The organism is Micromonospora sp. CNZ280 (assembly GCF_011759515.1).
Genome location: NZ_JAAOYP010000001.1, coordinates 1,850,139 through 1,867,933 on the forward strand (window position 1 = coordinate 1,850,139; position 17,795 = coordinate 1,867,933).

Here is a 17,795-nt window from a genome sequence, read left to right on the forward strand (position 1 = left end):
CGGACCGGAGGAGCCGCGGGAAGCGCCGGCGAGGCGGGGATCACCCCGTGACGCCGGCGCTTCCGCTTTCCGGGTCCCGGCCCCGGTCGGGCTCGGGGTCCGGGTCCGGCCGCGGGGCTGTCAGAGCCAGCCGTTGCGGCGGAACCAGCGGTAGAGGGCGAGCGAGATGGCCAGCATCAGCGCGAGTACGACCGGATAGCCGTACGTCATCCGCAGCTCGGGCATGACGTCGAAGTTCATCCCGTAGATGCCGGCGATGGCGGTCCAGACCGCGGCGATGGCCGCCCATGCGGCGATCTTGCGCATGTCGTTGTTCTGGTCGACCGTCACCTGGGCCAGCCGCGCCTGGAGGATCGAGTTGAGCAGGTCGTCGTAGGAGTTGACCTGCTCGACGGTCCGGCTGAGATGGTCCTGCACGTCCCGGAAGTAGCGCCGCACCTCCTTGGGCACGTCCCGGTTCATCTGCGAGGTGAGCGTCATCAGCGGCCGTTGCAGCGGCGTCACCGCCCGCTTGAACTCCACCAGTTCCCGCTTCATCTGGTAGATCCGCTGGATCCGGCCGCTGGCCTGCCGGTCGAAGACCTCCGCCTCCAGCGTGTCGAGGTCGTCCTCCAGCCGGTCGGCCACCTCCAGGTAGAGGTCCACCACCCGGTCGGTGATCGCGTACGCCACCGCCCACGGCCCCTGGAGCAGCAGTTCCTGCTTGGTCTCCAGGTCGGCCCGCACGGGTGAGAGCCGGCAGGCGTCCCCGTGCCGGACGCTGATCAGGAAGTTCGGGCCGATGAAGAGCATCACCTGGCCGGTCTCGACCACCTCGGAGGTCTCGGTCAGCTCGGCGTGCTCGCAGTACCGGGCGGTCCGCAGCACCAGGAAGCTCACCTCGCCGAAGTGCTCCAGCTTGGGACGTTGCTGGGCCTTGACCGCGTCCTCGACCGCCAGCTCGTGCAGGCCGTAGGTGGCGGCGATGGCGGTCATCTGGTCCAGCGACGGCTCGTGCAGCCCGAGCCAGACGAAGCCGTGCTCCGCCCCGCGGGCGGCCTGGAGCGCCTCGGCGTAGTCCCGGTCGCCCGGCTGCCGCCGGCCGTCGGCGTAGAGCGCGCAGTCGACCACGGCGTTGCGGCCGGGGCCGCTGGGCGGGGCGGCGTCCCGGGCGCCGTCGGCGCCCCGGCGGCGGGCCATCGCCCGTACCGGCGCCACCCAGGCCCGGGGCTTGAGCACCCGGCCGGTGCCCGGCGGCACCACCCGCTCCACACGGTCCGTCATCGCGCCCCCCTTCCCACGCTCCGCTGCGGCTTGCAGGTTACGCCGCCGTGCCGGTCACCGCCCGTGACGATCGGCTGTGGGGGTGGCGCCGGGCGGGCCGGGCCGCATCGGGGGGTGAGGGACGACACGGCCCACCCGGCACCCTTTGGGGGCGGGGGTTGTGCTGGTCACGCCACTCGCCGTGACGGCGGCTCGGGCGGCCCGGGGACGCGCCGGTGAGGCGCGGGGCCGTGCGCGAGACCGAACTCCGCTACAGGTGGTGAATGACGCTCGCAGCATTGTGGGCCGCCAGCCGCCCCGGCGGGAGTCCCGGGACGGCCGGTATCGCTTTACTGTCGGAAACCCGACAGAAATCAGCTCCGGACGGCCGCGACCGCCTCGGCCAGCCGCCGGACACCCTCCTCGATCCGGTCGGCGGTGACCGCCGAGAACGCGAGCCGCAGGGCGTGCTGCCCGCCCTCGACGACGAAGTCGCTGCCCTTGACCACGGCCACCCCGCGCTCGGCGGCGGCCGGGGCGAGCCGGTCGACCAGCACGTCCTCGGGCAGCTCGATCCAGAGGAAGTAGCCGCCGTCCGGCTCGACGAAGCGGGCCTCCGGGATGTGCCGGCGCAGCGACTCGGCGAGCACCCGGGCCCGCTCGCCGAGCGCGGCGCGGACGGTCTCGATCGAGCGGTCGATGTCGCCGGAGACGCAGAACTGGTGCACGATCGCCTCGGAGACCATGCCGGGGGAGATGTAGAGGCTGGTCGCGTTCCTGGCGATGTCGGCGATCAGGTCCGCCGGCCCGACCAGGTAGCCGACCCGCACCCCGGGGCAGACCGTCTTGGTGAAGCTGGAGGCGTGCACCACCACACCGCGGGTGTCCAGCGACAGCATCGACGGCAGCGGCTCGCCCCGGAACCGGATGTCGGCGTACGGGTCGTCCTCGAAGATGGTGAACCCGTACTCGGCGGCGAGGTCGAGCAGTTCGCGGCGCTTCTCCAGGGAGAGCGTCACGCCGGCCGGGTTCTGGTAGTTCGGGATGACGTGGGCCAGCCGCGGCCGTACCCCCGACTCCAGCAGCTTGCGCAGCTCGGCGGTGTCCAGGCCGTCCGGCTGGATGGTGATCCCGTGCAGCTCGCTGCCCATCCGCTTGAGGTTGAGCAGGGTCCGGTCGTACGTGGGCCGCTCGACCACCACCGCGTCACCGGGGCGCACCAGGTGGTCGAAGAGGAACGCGTCGGCCTGCAACGAGCCGTTGGTGACCAGCACCTGCTCGGGCCGCACCCCGTGCTTCGCGGCGATCCACTCGCGCAGCGGGAGGTAGCCGACGGAGGTGCCGTACGCCGTCACCCCGGCAGGGTCGGCGTCGAACGCGCGGACGGCGGCGGCCTTGAGCCCCTCGACATCGACGATGTCCAACGAGGGAGCGCCACGGGCGAAGGAGATCAGCTGCTCGGCGGTCATGGCTGTTCAGCGTACGGGCGGCGGCGGGGTGCGCGCGGACGGCACGGCGATGTCCGCATCCTGAGCCACCGGGTCGGGTGACCTGCGTCAACCGGTGGCCGGCAAGTCGGACCGGAAGGCCGAGCGGGTCGTGCTGCGCGTACCGGGAACGACCCCGCCACGCGCCCGACGGGGCGCCCGCCGGGCGGAGTCGCGGCTCAGCCGGTGCCGACCATCCGGCTGCCGGCCCAGACCCGCATGATGTCCCGGACCGAGATGACCCCGGCCACCTCGCGGCCGTCGAGCACCACCAGGTGCCGGAACCCGCCCCTGGCCATCGCGGCGGCCGCCTCCTCCACCGTCCAGTCCGGTCCGGCATAGACGACGTCCCAGGTCAGGTGCTCACCGGTCCGCTCGACGTCGCAGTCCAGCCCGGCACCGATCGCTTTCAGTACGTCACGCTCCGTCATGATCCCGACCCCTTCGGAGTCCGGGTCGATCACGACCGCCGACCCGACACCGCGGGCCGTCATCATCCGAGCCGCCTGCCGGAGCGTGTGCTCCGGGCCGACCACGAGAACCTGGCTGGACATCGCTTCCCGAACCTGCATCACGCATCACCCCTGTGGGACGGTGGCACCCGGTACGGACATCGTGGACCCCGGATGTTTCCGGGACAAGACCGGGCATCGCCGCCAGGCCCGACCGCTCGCTACTGTCGTGGCGTGTCCACCGAGCCCCTGCGCTGCGCCGGCGCCCTGATCGTCGACGACGACGGCCGCCTCTTCTTCCAGCGGCGGTCCGCCGACCGGCGTCTCTTTCCCAACTGCTGGGACATCGTCGGGGGTCACCTGGAGCCCGGTGAGGACGTCGACGACGCGCTGCGCCGCGAGGTGACCGAGGAGACCGGCTGGACCGTCTCGCACGTGCTCGGCCCGGTCGGCGAGTACCGCTACGTCGGCGACGACGGCCTGCCCCGGGTGGAGAGCGACTGGCTGGTCCGGGTCGACGGCGACCTGTCCCGGCCCCGGCTGGAGGCGGGCAAGCACACCGAGTTCCGTTGGCTGCGCGCCGACGAGCTGGCCGTGCTCGACGAGCACCGCGACGTCAACGACGGGTTGATCCGGCGGATCGCCGAGGAGGCCTTCGCCGCCCTGCGCTCGATCGGTCTGTGAACGACGCCGTCGAGCTGCCGCCGCACCGGTTCGCCGGGCTGGTGGCCCCGGCGGTCGACCGGGTCTTCGTCGCCGCCATACTGGCCGGCCGCGACGGCGGCGGCACCGAACTCAGCCAGCGCTACGGCGGGCCCGCCGCGACCGGGTTCCTGGTGGAGTTCCGCACCCGGCTCGCGGTGCCCGGCGGCAGCGTGGACGGCGCGGGGTTCGCCGCCGTCACCCGCTACCGCGACCCGGCCGCCTGCCAGCGGGCGCTGGACAAGCAGGTCGCGTACGGGATGATCCACCGCCGGCCGGACGGGGGGCTCTCCGCCACCGACCGCGGGGCGGCCTTCCTGGCCGAGCTGTGGCAGGTGCACGGCGAGGTCACCGGGGAACTGTGGGCCGGGCACGAGGAGCGGGTGGCCCGGCTGGTGGAGGCGCTCGGCCGGTTGCTGACGTACGCGCTGGTCCACGCCGAGGAGGAGGGGGACGGCACCGGCGAGGCGTTCGCCGCGATGGCGCCGCCGTACGAGCCGGACGGCACCCCGCCCGGGGTGCTGCTGCTCAACCGGCTCGGCACGCTGCGCTACCACCGGGCCGACGCGCACGCCGCCGCGTGGACCGCCGCCGGGCACACCGCGTCGAGCGTGGCCGCCCTGCCGGCCGGGCCGGAACGGCTCGCCATCGAACTGGAGACCGACCGGCGGGCCGCCCCGCCCTACCTGGTACTGACCGCCGAGGAGCGGCTGACCATGCTCGCCGACCTGGCGGCGCTGCCCGGCTGAGCGGTGGCCGACAAGCCCCGGGGCCGCCCCCCGCTGCCCCGGTTGGCCACGGTCGGCCGGTCACGCGGCGCTATCCTCCACCGGTGACCGGGAGTCGTACGAGGGAGGACGCAGGAATGATCGGGATGGTGCTCGCGGCCGGGGCGGGGCGCCGGCTGCGCCCGTACACCGACACCCTGCCCAAGGCGCTGGTGCCGGTGGACGGTGACACCACCATCCTGGACATCGCGCTGCGCAACCTCGCCGAGGTGGGGCTCACCGAGATCGTGATCGTGGTCGGCTACGCGGCGGACGCGGTCCGCGAGCGGCAGGCCGACCTGGAGAAGCGGTACGGCGTCACGCTCACCCTGGTGCACAACGACAAGGCCGAGGAGTGGAACAACGCCTACTCGCTCTGGCTGGCCCGGGAGCATTTCTCCCGGGGCGTGCTGCTGGTCAACGGCGACACCGTGCACCCGGTGAGCGTGGAGAAGACGCTGCTGGCCGAGCGGGGGCCGGGCATCCTGCTCGCGATCGACACGATCAAGGCGCTGGCCGAGGAGGAGATGAAGACCACCTTCGACGCGGCCGGCCAGCTCACCCGGATCACCAAGATCATGGACCCGGGCGAGGCGTACGGCGAGTACATCGGCGCGACCCTGATCGAGCCGCAGGTGGCCGACGCCCTCGCCGACGCGCTGGAGGCCACCTGGCGGCGCGACCCGAACCTCTACTACGAGGACGGCTACCAGGAGTTCGCCGACTCCGGTGGCGAGGTGCGGGCCGCGCCGATCGGGGACGTCTCCTGGGTCGAGGTGGACAACCACGCCGACCTGGCCCGGGCGCGGGAGATCGCGTGCCGCTACTAGCCCGTACGGTCAACACCCCGCTGGCGATCGAGGTCCGGCGGGGGGCGGTGGCCGACCTGGGCCCGCTCCTGGCCGACCGGCGGATCTCCGCCGGTGGCGACGTCGCCGTGGTGGTCGGCCCCGGCCAGGGCGAGAAGATCGTCGAGCTGTGCCGGCCGTCGCTCGGCGCGGCCGACGTGTTCACGGTCGCCGGCGGCACCATCGACGCCGCCAACGAACTCGGCGACCGGCTGCGCCGCCGCCAGTACGACGCGGTGGTCGGCATCGGCGGCGGCAAGACCATCGACACCGCCAAGTACGCGGCCACCCGGTACGGCATCCCGATGGTGACCGTGGCGACCAGCCTGGCCAACGACGGCATCGCCTCCCCGACCGCCTCGCTCGACCACGAGGGCGGCAAGGGTTCCTACGGGGTGCACATCCCGATCGCGGTCATGGTCGACCTCGACTTCGTGGAGACCGGCCCGGACCGGCAGACCCAGGCCGGCATCGGCGACGCGGTGAGCAACCTGAACGCCTGCGCCGACTGGGAACTCGCCCACGAGGTGCGCGGCGAGCCGATCGACGGGCTCGCCGTGACGCTGGCCCGTACCGGCGCCGAGGCGCTGCTCAACCACCCCGGCAAGATCACCGACGACGGGTTCCTCACCACGCTCGCCGAGGCGCTGATCCTGGGCGGCATCGCCAGCTCGGTGTGCGGGTCGACCCGCCCCGCCAGCGGCGGCGACCACGAGATCTCGCACGCGATCGACCGGCTCTATCCCGGCACCGGCTCGCACGGTGAGCAGGTGGGGCTCGGTGCCCTCTTCTGCACCTTCCTGCGCGGCGATCTGGACCGGTTCGGCCGGCTCGCCCGCTGCCTGCACCGGCACGGTCTGGCCACCACGCCGGCCGAACTGGGCCTGACCGACGAGCAGTTCGCCGAGGCGGTGCAGTTCGCGCCGGCCACCCGGCCGGACCGGTACACCATCCTCGAACACCTCGCGATGACGCCTACCGAGACGCGGGAACGGCTGGCAGACTACGCCGGTGCAATCCGCGACCAGCTTGGCTGAGCCCCGCCCCACCGTCGCCGACTTCCACCGGGTGAACCGGGGTGGCGGCCTGTTCAGCGAATCGATCAGCCAGTGGCTGGGCGCGGTGTTCGCGCTCGTCGCCCAGCGGCTCGGGCTGCCGCCGACCGCGCTGACCATGACCAACCTGGTGCTCGGCCTGGCCACCTCGGTGACCGTGGTGGCGCTCGCCGGGCCGGTCGCCGCCGGGGACGTACCGGCCTGGGTGGTCGGGCTGCTCGCGCTGGTCGGGTGGCAGGTGGCGTACGCCCTGGACTGCGCGGACGGGCAGTTGGCCCGGGTGACCGGGCAGGGCAGCGCGGCCGGCGCCCGGGTCGACGTGCTCTGCGACGTGGCGGCGCAGATCGCCCTGGTGGCCGCGCTGGCGGCGACTGCGGTGGCGCAGCGGCCGTCGACCCCGACCTGGCTGGTGGCGATCTTCGCCGGCACCTGGATGGTCAACCTGGTCACCTCGGTGATGCAGGCCGGCCCGAACGCGGCCAGCATGGTCACCTCGACCTCGCTGCCGGTACGCCTGGTGAAGCTGGTCCGCGACTACGGCGCGGTGATCTTCGTGGCCGCGCTGGTGCTGCTGCTCGCCCCCGCCCTGGCGTTCTGGGTGGTGGTCGCGTTCACCGTGGTCAACGGCGGCTTCCTGCTGGCCAGCATCGCCTTCTCCGCCCGCGCCTCCCTCCGCTGACCCACCCCCGCCCCCACCCTCGCCCCCTCCGACGACGTCCGGCAGCCGCACTTTCTCGGAAAGAGTGGCTGAGAAGCGCCGGACAGGCACTCGTTCACTGAACGTGCGTTCCGGGTCGTGACGGTGGGTGGGCGGGGTCAGGAGAGGTTCGGGGAGCGGATCGCGCCGGCGTAGATGTCGATGAGCTGCTTGGTGACCACGTCGGGGTGGAAGGTGCGCTCGTAGCGGGCGCGGGCGGCAACCGACAGCGTCGCGGCGCCCACCCGGGCCAGCGGCAGGGCGGCGGCCAGCGCGGCCGGCTCCGGCGGCACCACCCAGCCCGCCTCGCCCGGCACCACGCCGGACGGCAGGGTGGCCATTCCGTCGCCGGGGAGGGCGGAGGCGACCGCCGCCGGCCCGGTGCCGGCCGGTTCCCGGGGAGTGTCCGCGCCGACCAGATAGGGGATGCCGCCGAGGGCGGTGCCGAGCACCGGCCGGCCGGCCGCCAGCGCCTCGATGATCACCGTGGGCAGCACGTCGTGCCAGGTCGAGGTGGCCAGCACCACCGCGCTGGTCTCCAGCGCGGCGCGCACCCCGGCACGGTCCAGCGGGCCGAGGAAGGTGACGTCGGCCCGCTCGGCGGCCGCCGCCTCGACCAGCGGGCGCAGTTCGCCGTCACCGGCCACGCGCAGCGGGCCGAGCGCGCCGTCCGGGTGCCGCCGCCAGGCGTCCAGCAGCAGGTCCAGCCCCTTCTCGGGGGAGAGCCGGCCGAGGAAGAGGAACCCCTCACCGAGCGGGGCGGGCCGGCCCGGGTCGGGGATGCCGTTCGGCTTCACCACGATCCGCTCCGCCGGGATGCCGTAGTCGCGCAGATGGTCGGCGACCGCCGAGGTGAGCGCCACGAACCGGTCCACCGAGCGCCAGGTGCCCCGGTGCACCGCCAGCGTGGTGGCCATCAGGGCGCTCTGCGCCCGCGACCCCCGGTAGCAGCGGTGCACGATGGCCGGCACGCCCAGCGCCCGCCCCCGGCAGTCCTGGCAGATGATCCCGTCCCGGAAGTACAGCCCGGAGGAGCAGACCTGCCGGTAGTTGTGCACCGTCTGCACCACCGGCACCCCGTGCCGGTGCGCCGTACGCACCACCCACGGCGAGAGCAGCGGGTACGGGTTGTGCAGGTGCAGCACGTCCGGCCGGTGCTCGGTGATCAACCGGCTGAGTTCCTGCTGGGCGCGGGGCGCGTAGATCGGCGAGATCGGCAGCAGCGCCTTGGCCGTCTTCGGCATCGTCGGGATCTCGTCCGAGCTGCGCAGGAACGGCAGCACCTCGACGCCCGCCGCGGTGAGCTGGGCGATCTCGGCGTCGACGATGGTGTTCTCCCCGGACGGCTGGGCTTCCCGGTACCGGTTGTGCGCCACCACGATTCTCACGGGAAAGAAGGCTACCGTTGTCTGATGCCCGAACTCCCGGAGGTTGAGGCGCTCGCGGGCTACCTGCGCGAGCGTGCCGTTGGGCGGCGTGTCGACCGGCTGGAGGTCGCCGCGATCAGCGCCCTGAAGACGTACGACCCGGCGCCGACCGCGGCGGCCGGGCGCGCGGTGCTGGACGCCCGCCGGCACGGCAAGTTCCTCGACGTGGTGCTCGACGGCGACCTGCACCTGGTGGTCCACCTGGCCCGGGCGGGCTGGCTGCACTACCGGGACGCCTTCCCCTCGGCGGCGCCGCTGCGCCCCGGCAAGGGCCCGATCGCGCTGCGGGTACGCCTCGACGACGGCTCCGGCTTCGACCTCACCGAGGCGGGCACCCAGAAGAAGCTCGCCGTCTACCTGGTCACCGACCCGGCGACGGTGCCCGGGGTGGCCAAGCTCGGCCCGGACGCGCTCGCCGCCGACCTGGCCACCTTCAGCGCCCGGCTGCGCAGCCGCCGGGGCCAGGTCAAGGGGGTGCTGACCGACCAGGCGGTGCTGGCCGGGGTCGGCAACGCCTACTCCGACGAGATCCTGCACGCGGCGAAGCTCTCCCCGTTCGCGATCACCGACCGGCTGACCGACGATCAGGTCGCGGCGCTGCACGAGGCCACCCGGCAGGTGCTCGGCGACGCCGTGCGCCGATCGCTGGGCCAGAAGGCGGCGGAGTTGAAGGGCGAGAAGCGCTCCGGGCTGAAGGTGCACGCCCGCACCGGGCAGCCCTGCCCGGTCTGTGGGGACACCGTCCGGGAGGTCTCCTTCGCCGACTCCAGCCTCCAGTACTGCCCGACCTGCCAGACCGGCGGCAAGCCGCTGGCTGACCGACGGTTGTCCCGGCTTGTACGGTGAGTAACACCACGTCTTGGTTACGGAGAGGAATCGGACTTCGATCGCCGAACCTCCGGTCCGAGTCTCTTCCAGGGTGGCCATCCATCGGTATAGTGGCTCGGTCCCCGGCTTCCAAAGGGCACGGAGCCGGCCAGATCCCAGCCGCACCAGCCAGGCGCAATGTCCTCCGGGTCGGCGTCCGGGTGGGTGCCGCGTGGGAGACTGGGACGGTGGGCGACCCGGGCCCTCACGGCGAGTGAGCGGCACGTGTCATGCGGGAGGACATGGGTGAGGTGACGACAAGCCTCCAGCGCCCGGTAACCAACGAAGGCCGGAGCAAACTCGTGCGGCACGTCGACAGCTTCGAGATCCAGCCGCCGGCGCCGCCGTCCCACAACGGCGTACCGCGTTCGGCGTGGGCCCGGGCCCGTCGCCGGGTGTCGCGCTGGCACCGTCCCTACATCGCCCTGCTCCTGCTGCTCGACTTCGCGGCGGCGGCGGTGGCCAGCCTGATCGCCATCCAGGCGTTCGACCAGTCCCGGGCCGGCTTCTACAACGCCGAGCAGGACCCGACCTGGTTCCACACCGTGGCCTTCCTGCTGCTGCCGCTCGGCTGGGTGGTGATCCTCTGGGGCAACCGCGCCTACGACCGGCGCTACCTGGGCCTCGGGCCGGACGAGTTCAAGCGGGTGATCCGGGCCGGCGTGGCGGTCGCCGCCACGGTCTCCTTCCTCGCCTTCGCCACCAAGACCGACCTGTCCCGGTACACCGTCGGCACCGCCCTGCTCGCGGCGTTGATGTTGATCCTGCTGAACCGGATCCTCTGCCGCTTCGTGCTGCACGTGGTCCGGCGCAACATCGGCCAGGCCGGGCACCGGATGGTGCTGGTCGGCACCCTGCCGGAGTGCCTCGAGGTCTACACCGCGGTCACCCGCAACCCGGCGGCCGGGCTGATGCCGGTCGCCATCCACGTCACCGACGGCTACGCGGCCGCCCGGGGCATGCAGACCCCGGTCCCGGTGTACGCGGGCCGCGACGTGCTCGCCCTGGTCCGCGAGGTGGGGGGCGACACCATCGCGGTCTGCGGCTCGGCCAGCGCCGAGCCGGGTGAGCTGCGCCGGCTGGCCTGGCAACTGGAGGGCTCCGGCGTCGACCTGGTCGTCGCGCCGCAGCTGACCGACATCGCCGGTCCCCGGGTGCACATCCGCCCGATCGAGGGCCTGCCGCTGCTGCACGTCGAGGAGCCGACCCTGTCCGGGCCGGCGCTGCTGGCCAAGAACCTGATGGACCGGGTGGCCGCCGGGCTCGGGCTGCTGCTGCTGATCCCGGTCTTCGCGGCCATCGCGATCGCCATCCGGATCTCCGACCCCGGCCCGGTCTTCTTCCGCCAGCCGCGGGTGGGCCACGAGGGGCGCACCTTCCGGGTGTGGAAGTTCCGGACCATGTACGTCGACGCCGAGGAGCGGCTGGCCAGCCTGGTCGACCAGAACGAGACCGACGGCATGCTGTTCAAGATGAAGCAGGACCCCCGGGTCTTCCCGGTGGGCCGCTTCCTGCGGGCCACCTCGCTCGACGAGCTGCCGCAGCTGATCAACGTGCTCTGGGGCGAGATGTCGCTGGTCGGGCCGCGCCCGCTGCCCGCCGACGACGGCGACTTCCTGGGCGACGTGCGCCGCCGGCTGCTGGTCCGCCCCGGCATGACCGGGCTCTGGCAGGTCTCCGGCCGCTCCGACCTCTCCTGGGACGAGGCGGTCCGGCTCGACCTCTACTACGTCGACAACTGGTCGCTGGCGTACGACCTGAGCATCCTGTGGCGCACGGTCGGCGTGGTGCTCGCCCGCAAGGGCGCGTACTGACCTCTTGGCGTCGGGGTCCGGAGCCGACAGGATCTGGGCGTGGGTGGCAACCTCTCCGCCGTCTTCGGCGTCGTCTCGCTGGTCACCGCGCTGGCCGCGGCCCTGTTCGCGGTGGTCCGGCTGCGCGGCCGGCGGGGCATCGCCACCGCCACCCAGCGGGCCACCTACGAGGTGCTGCACACCGCCGGGCTGGCCGCCGAGCCGCTAAGGGCCGGGCTGAGCGCGGCGAACGCGGCGAAGGCCGTACGCCACCTGCGCGCCCTGGTCGGCGCGGTGGGGCTGGCGCTGACCGACCGGGCGGAGCTGCTCGCCCTGGACGGCCGGGGCGGGCACCACGGCGAGCAACTGCTCGCGGCGGCCCGGCGGGCGGTGGCGGCCGGGCGCTCGACCGTGCTCGGCGGCGCGGAGCTGCACTGCGACCGGGTCGACTGCCCGGTCCGCGGCGCGGTGGTGGCGCCGCTGGCCGGCCCGGACGGGCGGGTGGTCGGCGCGCTGCTCGCGATCGCCGACGGCGCGCCCGCGCCCGGGCTGGTGCAGGCCACCCTGGAGACCGCGCACTGGGCCGGCAACCAGCTCGCGCTCGCCGAGCTGGACTCGTCCCGGGAGCGGCTGGCCCGGGCCGAGATCCGGGCGCTGCGAGCCCAGATCAGCCCGCACTTCATCTACAACGCGCTGACCGCGATCGGCTCGTTCGTCCGCACCGACCCGGAGCGGGCCCGGGAGCTGATCCTGGAGTTCGCCGAGTTCACCCGCTACTCGTTCCGGGCGCACGGCGAGTTCACCACGCTGGCCGAGGAGCTGCGCTCGATCGACCGCTACCTGACCATCGAGCGGGCCCGGTTCGGCGACCGGCTCCAGGTACGCCTGCAGATCGCCCCGGAGGTGCTGCCGGTGACGCTGCCGTTCCTCTGCCTGCAACCGCTGGTGGAGAATGCCGTCCGGCACGGGTTGTCCCGCAAGCCCGGCACGGGCATGGTGAGCATCGAGGCCCGGGACGCGGGCGCCGAGTGCCACATCACGGTGGAGGACGACGGGGTGGGGATGGATCCGGCCGCGCTGGCCGCCGGCATCGCCGAGCTGGCGGCCGGCGACCCGGGCGACGACCCGGGCCAGCACGTCGGCCTCTCCAACGTCGACGAGCGGCTCCGGTCGGTCTTCGGGGACGGCTTCGGCCTGGTCGTCGAGACCGGGCTGGGCTCGGGTACGAAGGTGAGCATGCGGGTGCCGAAGTTCCACCCCGGCGTACGGGCGGGCTCGTGAGCGAGCGGGGCGGCGCGGTGAGCGCCTCCGGGTTCCTCCGGGTGCTGGCGGTCGACGACGAGCCGCCGGCGCTCGACGAGCTGGCGTACCACCTGCGGTCGGATCCCCGGGTGGCCCGGCTGCACACCGCCGGCGACGCCACCGAGGCGCTGCGGGTGCTCCGCGACGGCGACGTGGACGTGGTCTTCCTGGACATCCGGATGCCCGGGCTGGACGGCATGGAGCTGGCCCGGGTGCTGCGCCGGTTCGCCCGGCCGCCGGCGATCGTCTTCGTGACCGCGTACGACGACGGCGCGGTGGACGCGTTCGACCTCGGCGCCACGGACTACGTCCGCAAGCCGGTCCGGGCCGAACGGCTGGCCGAGTCGCTGCGCCGGGTGATCGGCTCCCGGGTGGTGCCGTCGCACCCGGCCGCGCTGGCCCGGGCCGAGGAGGACCCGACCATCCCGATCGAGCTGGCCGGCACCACCCGGATGCTGCCCCGCTCGGCGGTGCGCTGGGTGGAGGCGCAGGGCGACTACGCCCGGCTGCACACCGCCGACGGTTCGCACCTGGTCCGGGTGTCGCTGGCGACCCTGGCCGAGCGCTGGGCGGACGCCGGTTTCGTCCGGATCCACCGGTCGTTCCTGGTGCAGCTGAAGCTGATCGCAGAGCTGCGGCTGGTCAACTCCGGGTACGTCGTGGTGATCGACTCGACGGAGCTGCCGGTGAGCCGCCGGCACACCCGGGAGCTGAAGGACAAGCTGGTACGGGCGGCGAAGCAGGACTGGAACCGCTGACCGCGACACCAGTCCTGCCCGCTCCGGCGGCCGTCAGCCCTTGACCCGCCCCTCCAGGTAGCGGGCGATGGCGGTCACCTGCTCCGGGGACAGCGGCGACTCCGGCTGCGCCGGCACCGCCGACTCGTCGACCCCGACCATGTTCAGGACGCTCACCTCGAGCACCCGGTTCTCGGGCAGTTGGACGCTCACCACGTGCTGCACGCTCTGCTGCCGCCGCCCGGTGTACGTCTGAGTCTTCGTCCGGGCACCGCTCGGCGTGATCCCCTCCGTGCACTCCCGGCGGTACCGGTTGTCCTCCTGCACGTCCGGCGGGAGCGGGCACGGCCAGTGGAACCGGACCTCCACGCACTCCGGGCGGAACTGATCGCCCTCCCGGGCGCACAGCCCGGTGCCGTCCGGGCCGCTGCGGTCCGCCGAGATCGACACGCCCAGGGCCCCTCTGCGCCCCTGGTAGCTCACCCCGGAGGCGCCGTTCACCAGGTCGGAGGTGCCGTTGTGGGTGAACTTCGGCGGCTGCCCGTCGGGCTTACGCGTCTCGTCGAGGTGGTCCGGCATCCAGAACCAGGTCGCGCCGGGCGCCACCTCCCGCAGCGCCCGGTCCAGTTCCTGGCTGAGCCGCCGGGCGGTGGCGTCAGCCGTCTCCTCGGTGTCAAAGACCAGCCGGAACCGGGTGTCCGGGGCGGCCGCGACCGGCGGCGGGGCCGGCGCCGGGCCGGACCTCTGCCGCGGTACAGCGGCGGCCACGCCGCCGGCCAGCGCCAGGGCCAGCACGGCGGCCAGCGAGCCGCCGAGTCGCCGGGCAGCCCGGGCCCGCCGTTCCCGCCGGACGATACCCGCGACGTCCACCCGGGCCGGTGGCGGAGTGCCGATCAACTCGTCGAACAACTGGTGACTCATCGGGTGCCTCCGGTCTGGAACTGGCCGTCGACGGCGGTGCGCAGGTTCGCCAGCCCGCGCGCCGACTGGCTCTTGACGGTGCCGGTGGTGATGCCGAGCATCCGGGCGGTCTCCTCGACCGAGTAGTCGAGGTAGAAGCGCAGGACGAGCACCGCCCGCTGCTTCGGCGCCAGCGAACGCAGCAGCGCGGCGAGCCCGTCCCGGTCGGTCACCGTCTCCGGTGTCACGTCGGCCGGGTCCGGCACCGCCGCCCAGGACTGCTCCCGGTTGTGCCAGGGGCGGCGTCGCTCGTCGAGCCAGCAGCGGGTGAGCACGCGCTGGGCGTACGCCTCCCGGTTCTCCGCCCGGTTCACCCGACGCCAGTTCCGGTAGAGCTTGGCGACCGCCACCGAGACCACGTCGTCGGCGGTGTGCCAGTCCTGGCAGAGCAGGTACGCGCTGCGCCGCCAGCGATCCATTCGCTCGGAGACGAAGGCCTGGAAGTCGTCCTCGTCGGCCCGCCTCACCGCGCTGTTCTCTCTTCGCTGACCATCACGGCGGTACGACGCAGCGCTGTTCCGCCGAGGTTGCACGGCCGACCACACCGACCGCGCGTCGGCTCCGGCCGGGCGGTCGGAGCGGGCCCTCACACCGCACAGCGCGTCAGGCCGCCGACCGGACGGCGATCACGAACCCGCCGCGGGCCCGGCGCTGCGGAAGGTGCGGCGGTAGGCGTCCGGAGGTACGCCGACGGTGCGGTGGAAGTGCCGGCGCAGCGTCGTGGCGGTGCCCATGCCGGCCGCCTCGGCGATGGCGTCGATGCTGTCGTCGGTGTTCTCCAGCAGTTCCTGGGCCCGTCGGATCCGCTGCGTCGACAGCCACTGCAGCGGGGTGGTGCCGGTCGCCGACCGGAAGTGGCGGGTCAGGTTGCGCGAACTCATGTTCGCCCGGCGGGCCAGGTCCTCCACGGTCAGCGGGCGGTTCAACCGCTCCATCACCCAGGGCAGCAGGTCGGCGAGGGGATGATCGTCGCGGGCGGGCACCGGGGTGGTGACGAACTGGGCCTGACCGCCGGCGCGGTGCGGCGGCACGACCAGGCGGCGGGCGACGGCGTTGGCGACCGTCGAGCCGTGGTCGCGGCGGATCAGGTGCAGGCACAGGTCGATCGCGGCGGCCTTGCCGGCGGAGGCGAGCACGTCGCCGTTGTCGACGTAGAGCACGTCCGGGTCGACCGTCACCCGGGGGTAGCGGGCGCCCAGCGCCTCGGTGTGCGCCCAGTGCGTGGTCGCGCGCAGCCCGTCCAGCACCCCGGCGGCGGCCAGCACGAACGCGCCGGTGCAGAACGAGACCATCCGGGCGCCCGCCCGGTGCGCCGCGCGGACGGCGTCGAGCAGGTCGGGGGGCACCTCGGCGTCGATGTCCGCCACGGACGGGACGATCACGGTGTCGGCGCGGGCGAGCCGGTCCAACCCGTCGTCGGGATCCAACCGGAACCTGCCGACCCGGACCGGGCCCGGGCCGCACACCACGAGGTCGTACCACGGGTCCGCCAGGCCGGAGGGGTCGCGGACGAAGACCTCGCAGGCCATGGCGAGCTCGAAGTGCAGCATCCCGTCGGTGGCGGCGAGGGCGACAGTGGCCATGTCCGAAATTGTACGGGGGATGGCGTTCCAGACACTGGCCGGGTCCGGCCGCCCCTGGGAGGCTCTTTCCAGTCGATCTTTCGGAGAGAGGAACCGCAATGGATTCGGGGCAGACGGTGGCGGTGTTCGGCGCGTACGGACACACCGGGCGGTTCGTGGTGGCGGAGCTGCGTGATCGCGGGTTCGTCCCGCTTCTCCTCGGTCGCGACGCGGGCAGGCTCCGGGCGCTGGCGGCGTCGGGGCTCGAACACCGGGTGGCGTCGGTCGACGATCCGGCCTCGCTCGACCAGGCGTTGCGGGGCGCGGCCGCGGTGGTCAACTGCGCCGGCCCGTTCGCCTCGACCGCGGCTGGCGTGATCGAGGCCGCCCTGCGCGCCGGCATCCCGTACGTTGACGTGGCGGCCGAGATCGAGGCCAACGTCGACACGTTCACGCACTTCACCGAGCGCGCCCGGGCGGCGGGCGTCGCGGTGGTCCCGGCGATGGCCTTCTTCGGTGGGCTCGGCGACCTGCTGGTCACCACGGCCATGAGCGACTGGACGGCGGCCGACGAGGCGCACGTCGCGTACGGGCTGAGCAGCTGGCACCCCACGGGCGGGACCCTCGCCTCCGGCACCGTCTCCCGGGACCGGCGCGACGGACGGCGGGTCCGCTACACCGGTGGCCGGCTGGAGTACCACGTCGCCGACGGTGACCTGCCGACGCTGGACTGGGACTTCCCCGCTCCGCTGGGCCGCCGGCCAGTCCTCGGCGAGTTCACCATGGCCGACGTCGTCACCGTCCCCAGCCACCTGGCCATCCCCGAGGTCCGCACCTACATGACCACCGGCGCGGCCAGCGACCTGGCCGCCGGGGACACGCCACCGACCGCCGTCGACGAGCGCGGCCGGTCAGCGCAGACGTTCACCGTCGACGTCGTCGTGCGCTCCGGTGGGACGCGACGGCGGGTCGTCGCCAGCGGCCAGGACATCTACGCCATCAGCGCCCCGCTGGCGGTCGAGGCGGTCCGGCGCATCCTCGACGGCCGGACGAGGACGACCGGGGTCGCCTCCGCCGGCGAGATCTTCGACGCGCCCGACTTCCTCCGCGCGCTGTCCGCGCACATCTCGCTCGAACCGGTGCAGGAGTCCCGCACGCCACAGTTCGCCTGATCGCGCGAGGCGGGAATAGCCGCGAGATGCCGTACGCTGTACGGTACTCCGTACGAGAATGGAGGCCGCCTTGTTCGACGCCGCGACCGAATTCGACCGCCAACTCGACCGACTGGTGGAACTGGGCTACCCGGCACTCGCCGAGCTGACCGAGGACGCCTTCCGGGAACTGGTCGCCCCGCTGCGGGCAGCAGCCGTCGCCGGCACCGCGGGCCTGCCCGGGCCCACCGCGGCACGGGTGCCGTTCCTGCTGGTCGTCACCCGTGACCTGGTACCCGTCGAGGATCGGCTGGCGCGCACCACGCTGGCCGGCAGGCGCAAGCCCGGCTTCCTGGACCGCCACTACGCCGAGGGCGACCTGGCGACGTTCGACCCGATCAAGGAATTGGAGGTGCCCGCGGGCCCGGCGTACCTGCTCTTCGACGTCGACCGGGGCGAGGAGACGCTGAACCTGGCCCCCTCCGCCGCGATGGAGGTGATCACCGCCCAGGATCGGCTGCCGCTCACCATCGACGAGGGGCTCGCCTTCGTCACGCTGCACCCGGCGGCGCTGGCGAAGAACAAGTGCTTCTCGCTGGTCGGCTCGCGCTGCGGCGACAAGCGGGTGCCGGCGATCTGGATCAGCCAGGGCGCACCCAAGCTGGGCTGGTGCTGGTACGGCAACCCGCACACCTGGCTCGGTTCCGCCTCCGCCCGGCCGGAGCGGGTCGGCCTGTCCTGAGGCT

General features: G+C 73.4%; 18 protein-coding genes. 11 read left to right on the top strand and 7 right to left on the bottom strand.

All coding sequences use genetic code 11. From position 1 onward, the window contains the following. Nucleotides 1–120: 120 nt before the first annotated feature. The 3 genes from corA to FHX32_RS08795 all read right to left on the bottom strand — a co-directional run bounded on the left by corA (nt 121) and on the right by FHX32_RS08795 (nt 3,301). Entirely contained in the window at nt 121–1,263 is a 1,143-nt protein-coding gene (gene corA, locus FHX32_RS08785) for a magnesium/cobalt transporter CorA (protein WP_167180244.1), read from the bottom strand. A 353-nt stretch (nt 1,264–1,616) separates the two neighbouring features. Next, nucleotides 1,617–2,711, bottom strand: coding sequence for an aminotransferase-like domain-containing protein (locus tag FHX32_RS08790; protein ID WP_167180245.1), 1,095 nt, complete (start codon nt 2,709–2,711; stop codon nt 1,617–1,619). A gap of 197 nt (nt 2,712–2,908) precedes the next feature. Beyond that, nucleotides 2,909–3,301 (bottom strand): CBS domain-containing protein, encoded by a 393-nt coding sequence (locus FHX32_RS08795; RefSeq protein WP_088996580.1) that lies wholly within the window; start codon nt 3,299–3,301, stop codon nt 2,909–2,911. A gap of 114 nt (nt 3,302–3,415) precedes the next feature. On the opposite strand from FHX32_RS08795, the gene FHX32_RS08800 reads away from it, so the two are divergent. The 5 genes from FHX32_RS08800 (at nt 3,416) to FHX32_RS08820 (ending at nt 7,232) form a co-directional block, all read left to right on the top strand. Next, complete coding sequence (locus FHX32_RS08800; protein WP_302920470.1) at nt 3,416–3,865, top strand: NUDIX domain-containing protein; 450 nt, start codon at nt 3,416–3,418, stop codon at nt 3,863–3,865. After that, on the top strand, nt 3,862–4,632 hold the full coding sequence (locus FHX32_RS08805; RefSeq protein WP_167180247.1) for a hypothetical protein: 771 nt from the start codon (nt 3,862–3,864) through the stop codon (nt 4,630–4,632). Before FHX32_RS08800 ends, FHX32_RS08805 begins: the two co-directional genes overlap by 4 nt. A 116-nt stretch (nt 4,633–4,748) precedes the next feature. Continuing rightward, nucleotides 4,749–5,480 carry a phosphocholine cytidylyltransferase family protein gene (locus FHX32_RS08810; protein ID WP_167182439.1) on the top strand — a complete coding sequence of 244 codons (732 nt, stop codon included), beginning with the start codon at nt 4,749–4,751 and terminating at the stop codon, nt 5,478–5,480. Continuing rightward, entirely contained in the window at nt 5,468–6,535 is a 1,068-nt protein-coding gene (locus FHX32_RS08815; protein WP_167180248.1) for an iron-containing alcohol dehydrogenase family protein, read from the top strand. The genes FHX32_RS08810 and FHX32_RS08815 overlap by 13 nt, the downstream gene beginning before the upstream one ends. Next, on the top strand, nt 6,510–7,232 hold the full coding sequence (locus FHX32_RS08820; protein WP_167180250.1) for a CDP-alcohol phosphatidyltransferase family protein: 723 nt from the start codon (nt 6,510–6,512) through the stop codon (nt 7,230–7,232). Before FHX32_RS08815 ends, FHX32_RS08820 begins: the two co-directional genes overlap by 26 nt. Nucleotides 7,233–7,369: 137 nt before the next feature. Here the strand turns inward: FHX32_RS08820 and FHX32_RS08825 are convergent, their stop codons facing one another. Continuing rightward, a complete protein-coding gene (locus FHX32_RS08825; RefSeq protein ID WP_167180251.1) occupies nt 7,370–8,638 on the bottom strand; it encodes a glycosyltransferase family 4 protein in 1,269 nt (422 codons plus the stop codon). A 24-nt stretch (nt 8,639–8,662) separates the two neighbouring features. Here FHX32_RS08825 and FHX32_RS08830 point away from each other — a divergent pair, with 24 nt between their 5' ends. The 4 genes from FHX32_RS08830 (at nt 8,663) to FHX32_RS08845 (ending at nt 13,397) form a co-directional block, all read left to right on the top strand. Next, nucleotides 8,663–9,523 carry an Fpg/Nei family DNA glycosylase gene (locus FHX32_RS08830; protein WP_167180253.1) on the top strand — a complete coding sequence of 287 codons (861 nt, stop codon included), beginning with the start codon at nt 8,663–8,665 and terminating at the stop codon, nt 9,521–9,523. Nucleotides 9,524–9,786: 263 nt separating this feature from the next. Beyond that, a complete protein-coding gene (locus FHX32_RS08835; RefSeq protein WP_088996588.1) occupies nt 9,787–11,358 on the top strand; it encodes a sugar transferase in 1,572 nt (523 codons plus the stop codon). Between the two features lie 39 nt (nt 11,359–11,397). Continuing rightward, nucleotides 11,398–12,618: a histidine kinase gene (locus tag FHX32_RS08840; protein WP_167180254.1), complete on the top strand. Its 1,221-nt coding sequence runs from the start codon at nt 11,398–11,400 to the stop codon at nt 12,616–12,618. 17 nt (nt 12,619–12,635) lie between these two features. Next, a complete protein-coding gene (locus FHX32_RS08845) occupies nt 12,636–13,397 on the top strand; it encodes a LytR/AlgR family response regulator transcription factor (RefSeq protein ID WP_167182441.1) in 762 nt (253 codons plus the stop codon). Nucleotides 13,398–13,430: 33 nt separating this feature from the next. Here the strand turns inward: FHX32_RS08845 and FHX32_RS08850 are convergent, their stop codons facing one another. The 3 genes from FHX32_RS08850 to FHX32_RS08860 all read right to left on the bottom strand — a co-directional run bounded on the left by FHX32_RS08850 (nt 13,431) and on the right by FHX32_RS08860 (nt 15,919). Then, on the bottom strand, nt 13,431–14,297 hold the full coding sequence (locus tag FHX32_RS08850; protein WP_167180255.1) for a hypothetical protein: 867 nt from the start codon (nt 14,295–14,297) through the stop codon (nt 13,431–13,433). Next, the gene (locus FHX32_RS08855; protein ID WP_167180256.1) at nt 14,294–14,803 is read right to left on the bottom strand and encodes a SigE family RNA polymerase sigma factor; all 510 of its coding nucleotides are present in this window, start codon (nt 14,801–14,803) and stop codon (nt 14,294–14,296) included. Before FHX32_RS08855 ends, FHX32_RS08850 begins: the two co-directional genes overlap by 4 nt. A gap of 159 nt (nt 14,804–14,962) precedes the next feature. Continuing rightward, the gene (locus FHX32_RS08860) at nt 14,963–15,919 is read right to left on the bottom strand and encodes a helix-turn-helix domain-containing protein (protein WP_167180257.1); all 957 of its coding nucleotides are present in this window, start codon (nt 15,917–15,919) and stop codon (nt 14,963–14,965) included. A gap of 98 nt (nt 15,920–16,017) precedes the next feature. Here FHX32_RS08860 and FHX32_RS08865 point away from each other — a divergent pair, with 98 nt between their 5' ends. Both FHX32_RS08865 and FHX32_RS08870 read left to right on the top strand, forming a co-directional pair. Continuing rightward, on the top strand, nt 16,018–17,070 hold the full coding sequence (locus FHX32_RS08865) for a saccharopine dehydrogenase NADP-binding domain-containing protein (RefSeq protein WP_167180259.1): 1,053 nt from the start codon (nt 16,018–16,020) through the stop codon (nt 17,068–17,070). Nucleotides 17,071–17,140: 70 nt separating this feature from the next. Beyond that, nucleotides 17,141–17,791 (top strand): DUF5701 family protein, encoded by a 651-nt coding sequence (locus FHX32_RS08870; RefSeq protein WP_486480972.1) that lies wholly within the window; start codon nt 17,141–17,143, stop codon nt 17,789–17,791. The last annotated feature ends 4 nt before the right edge of the window (nt 17,792–17,795 follow it).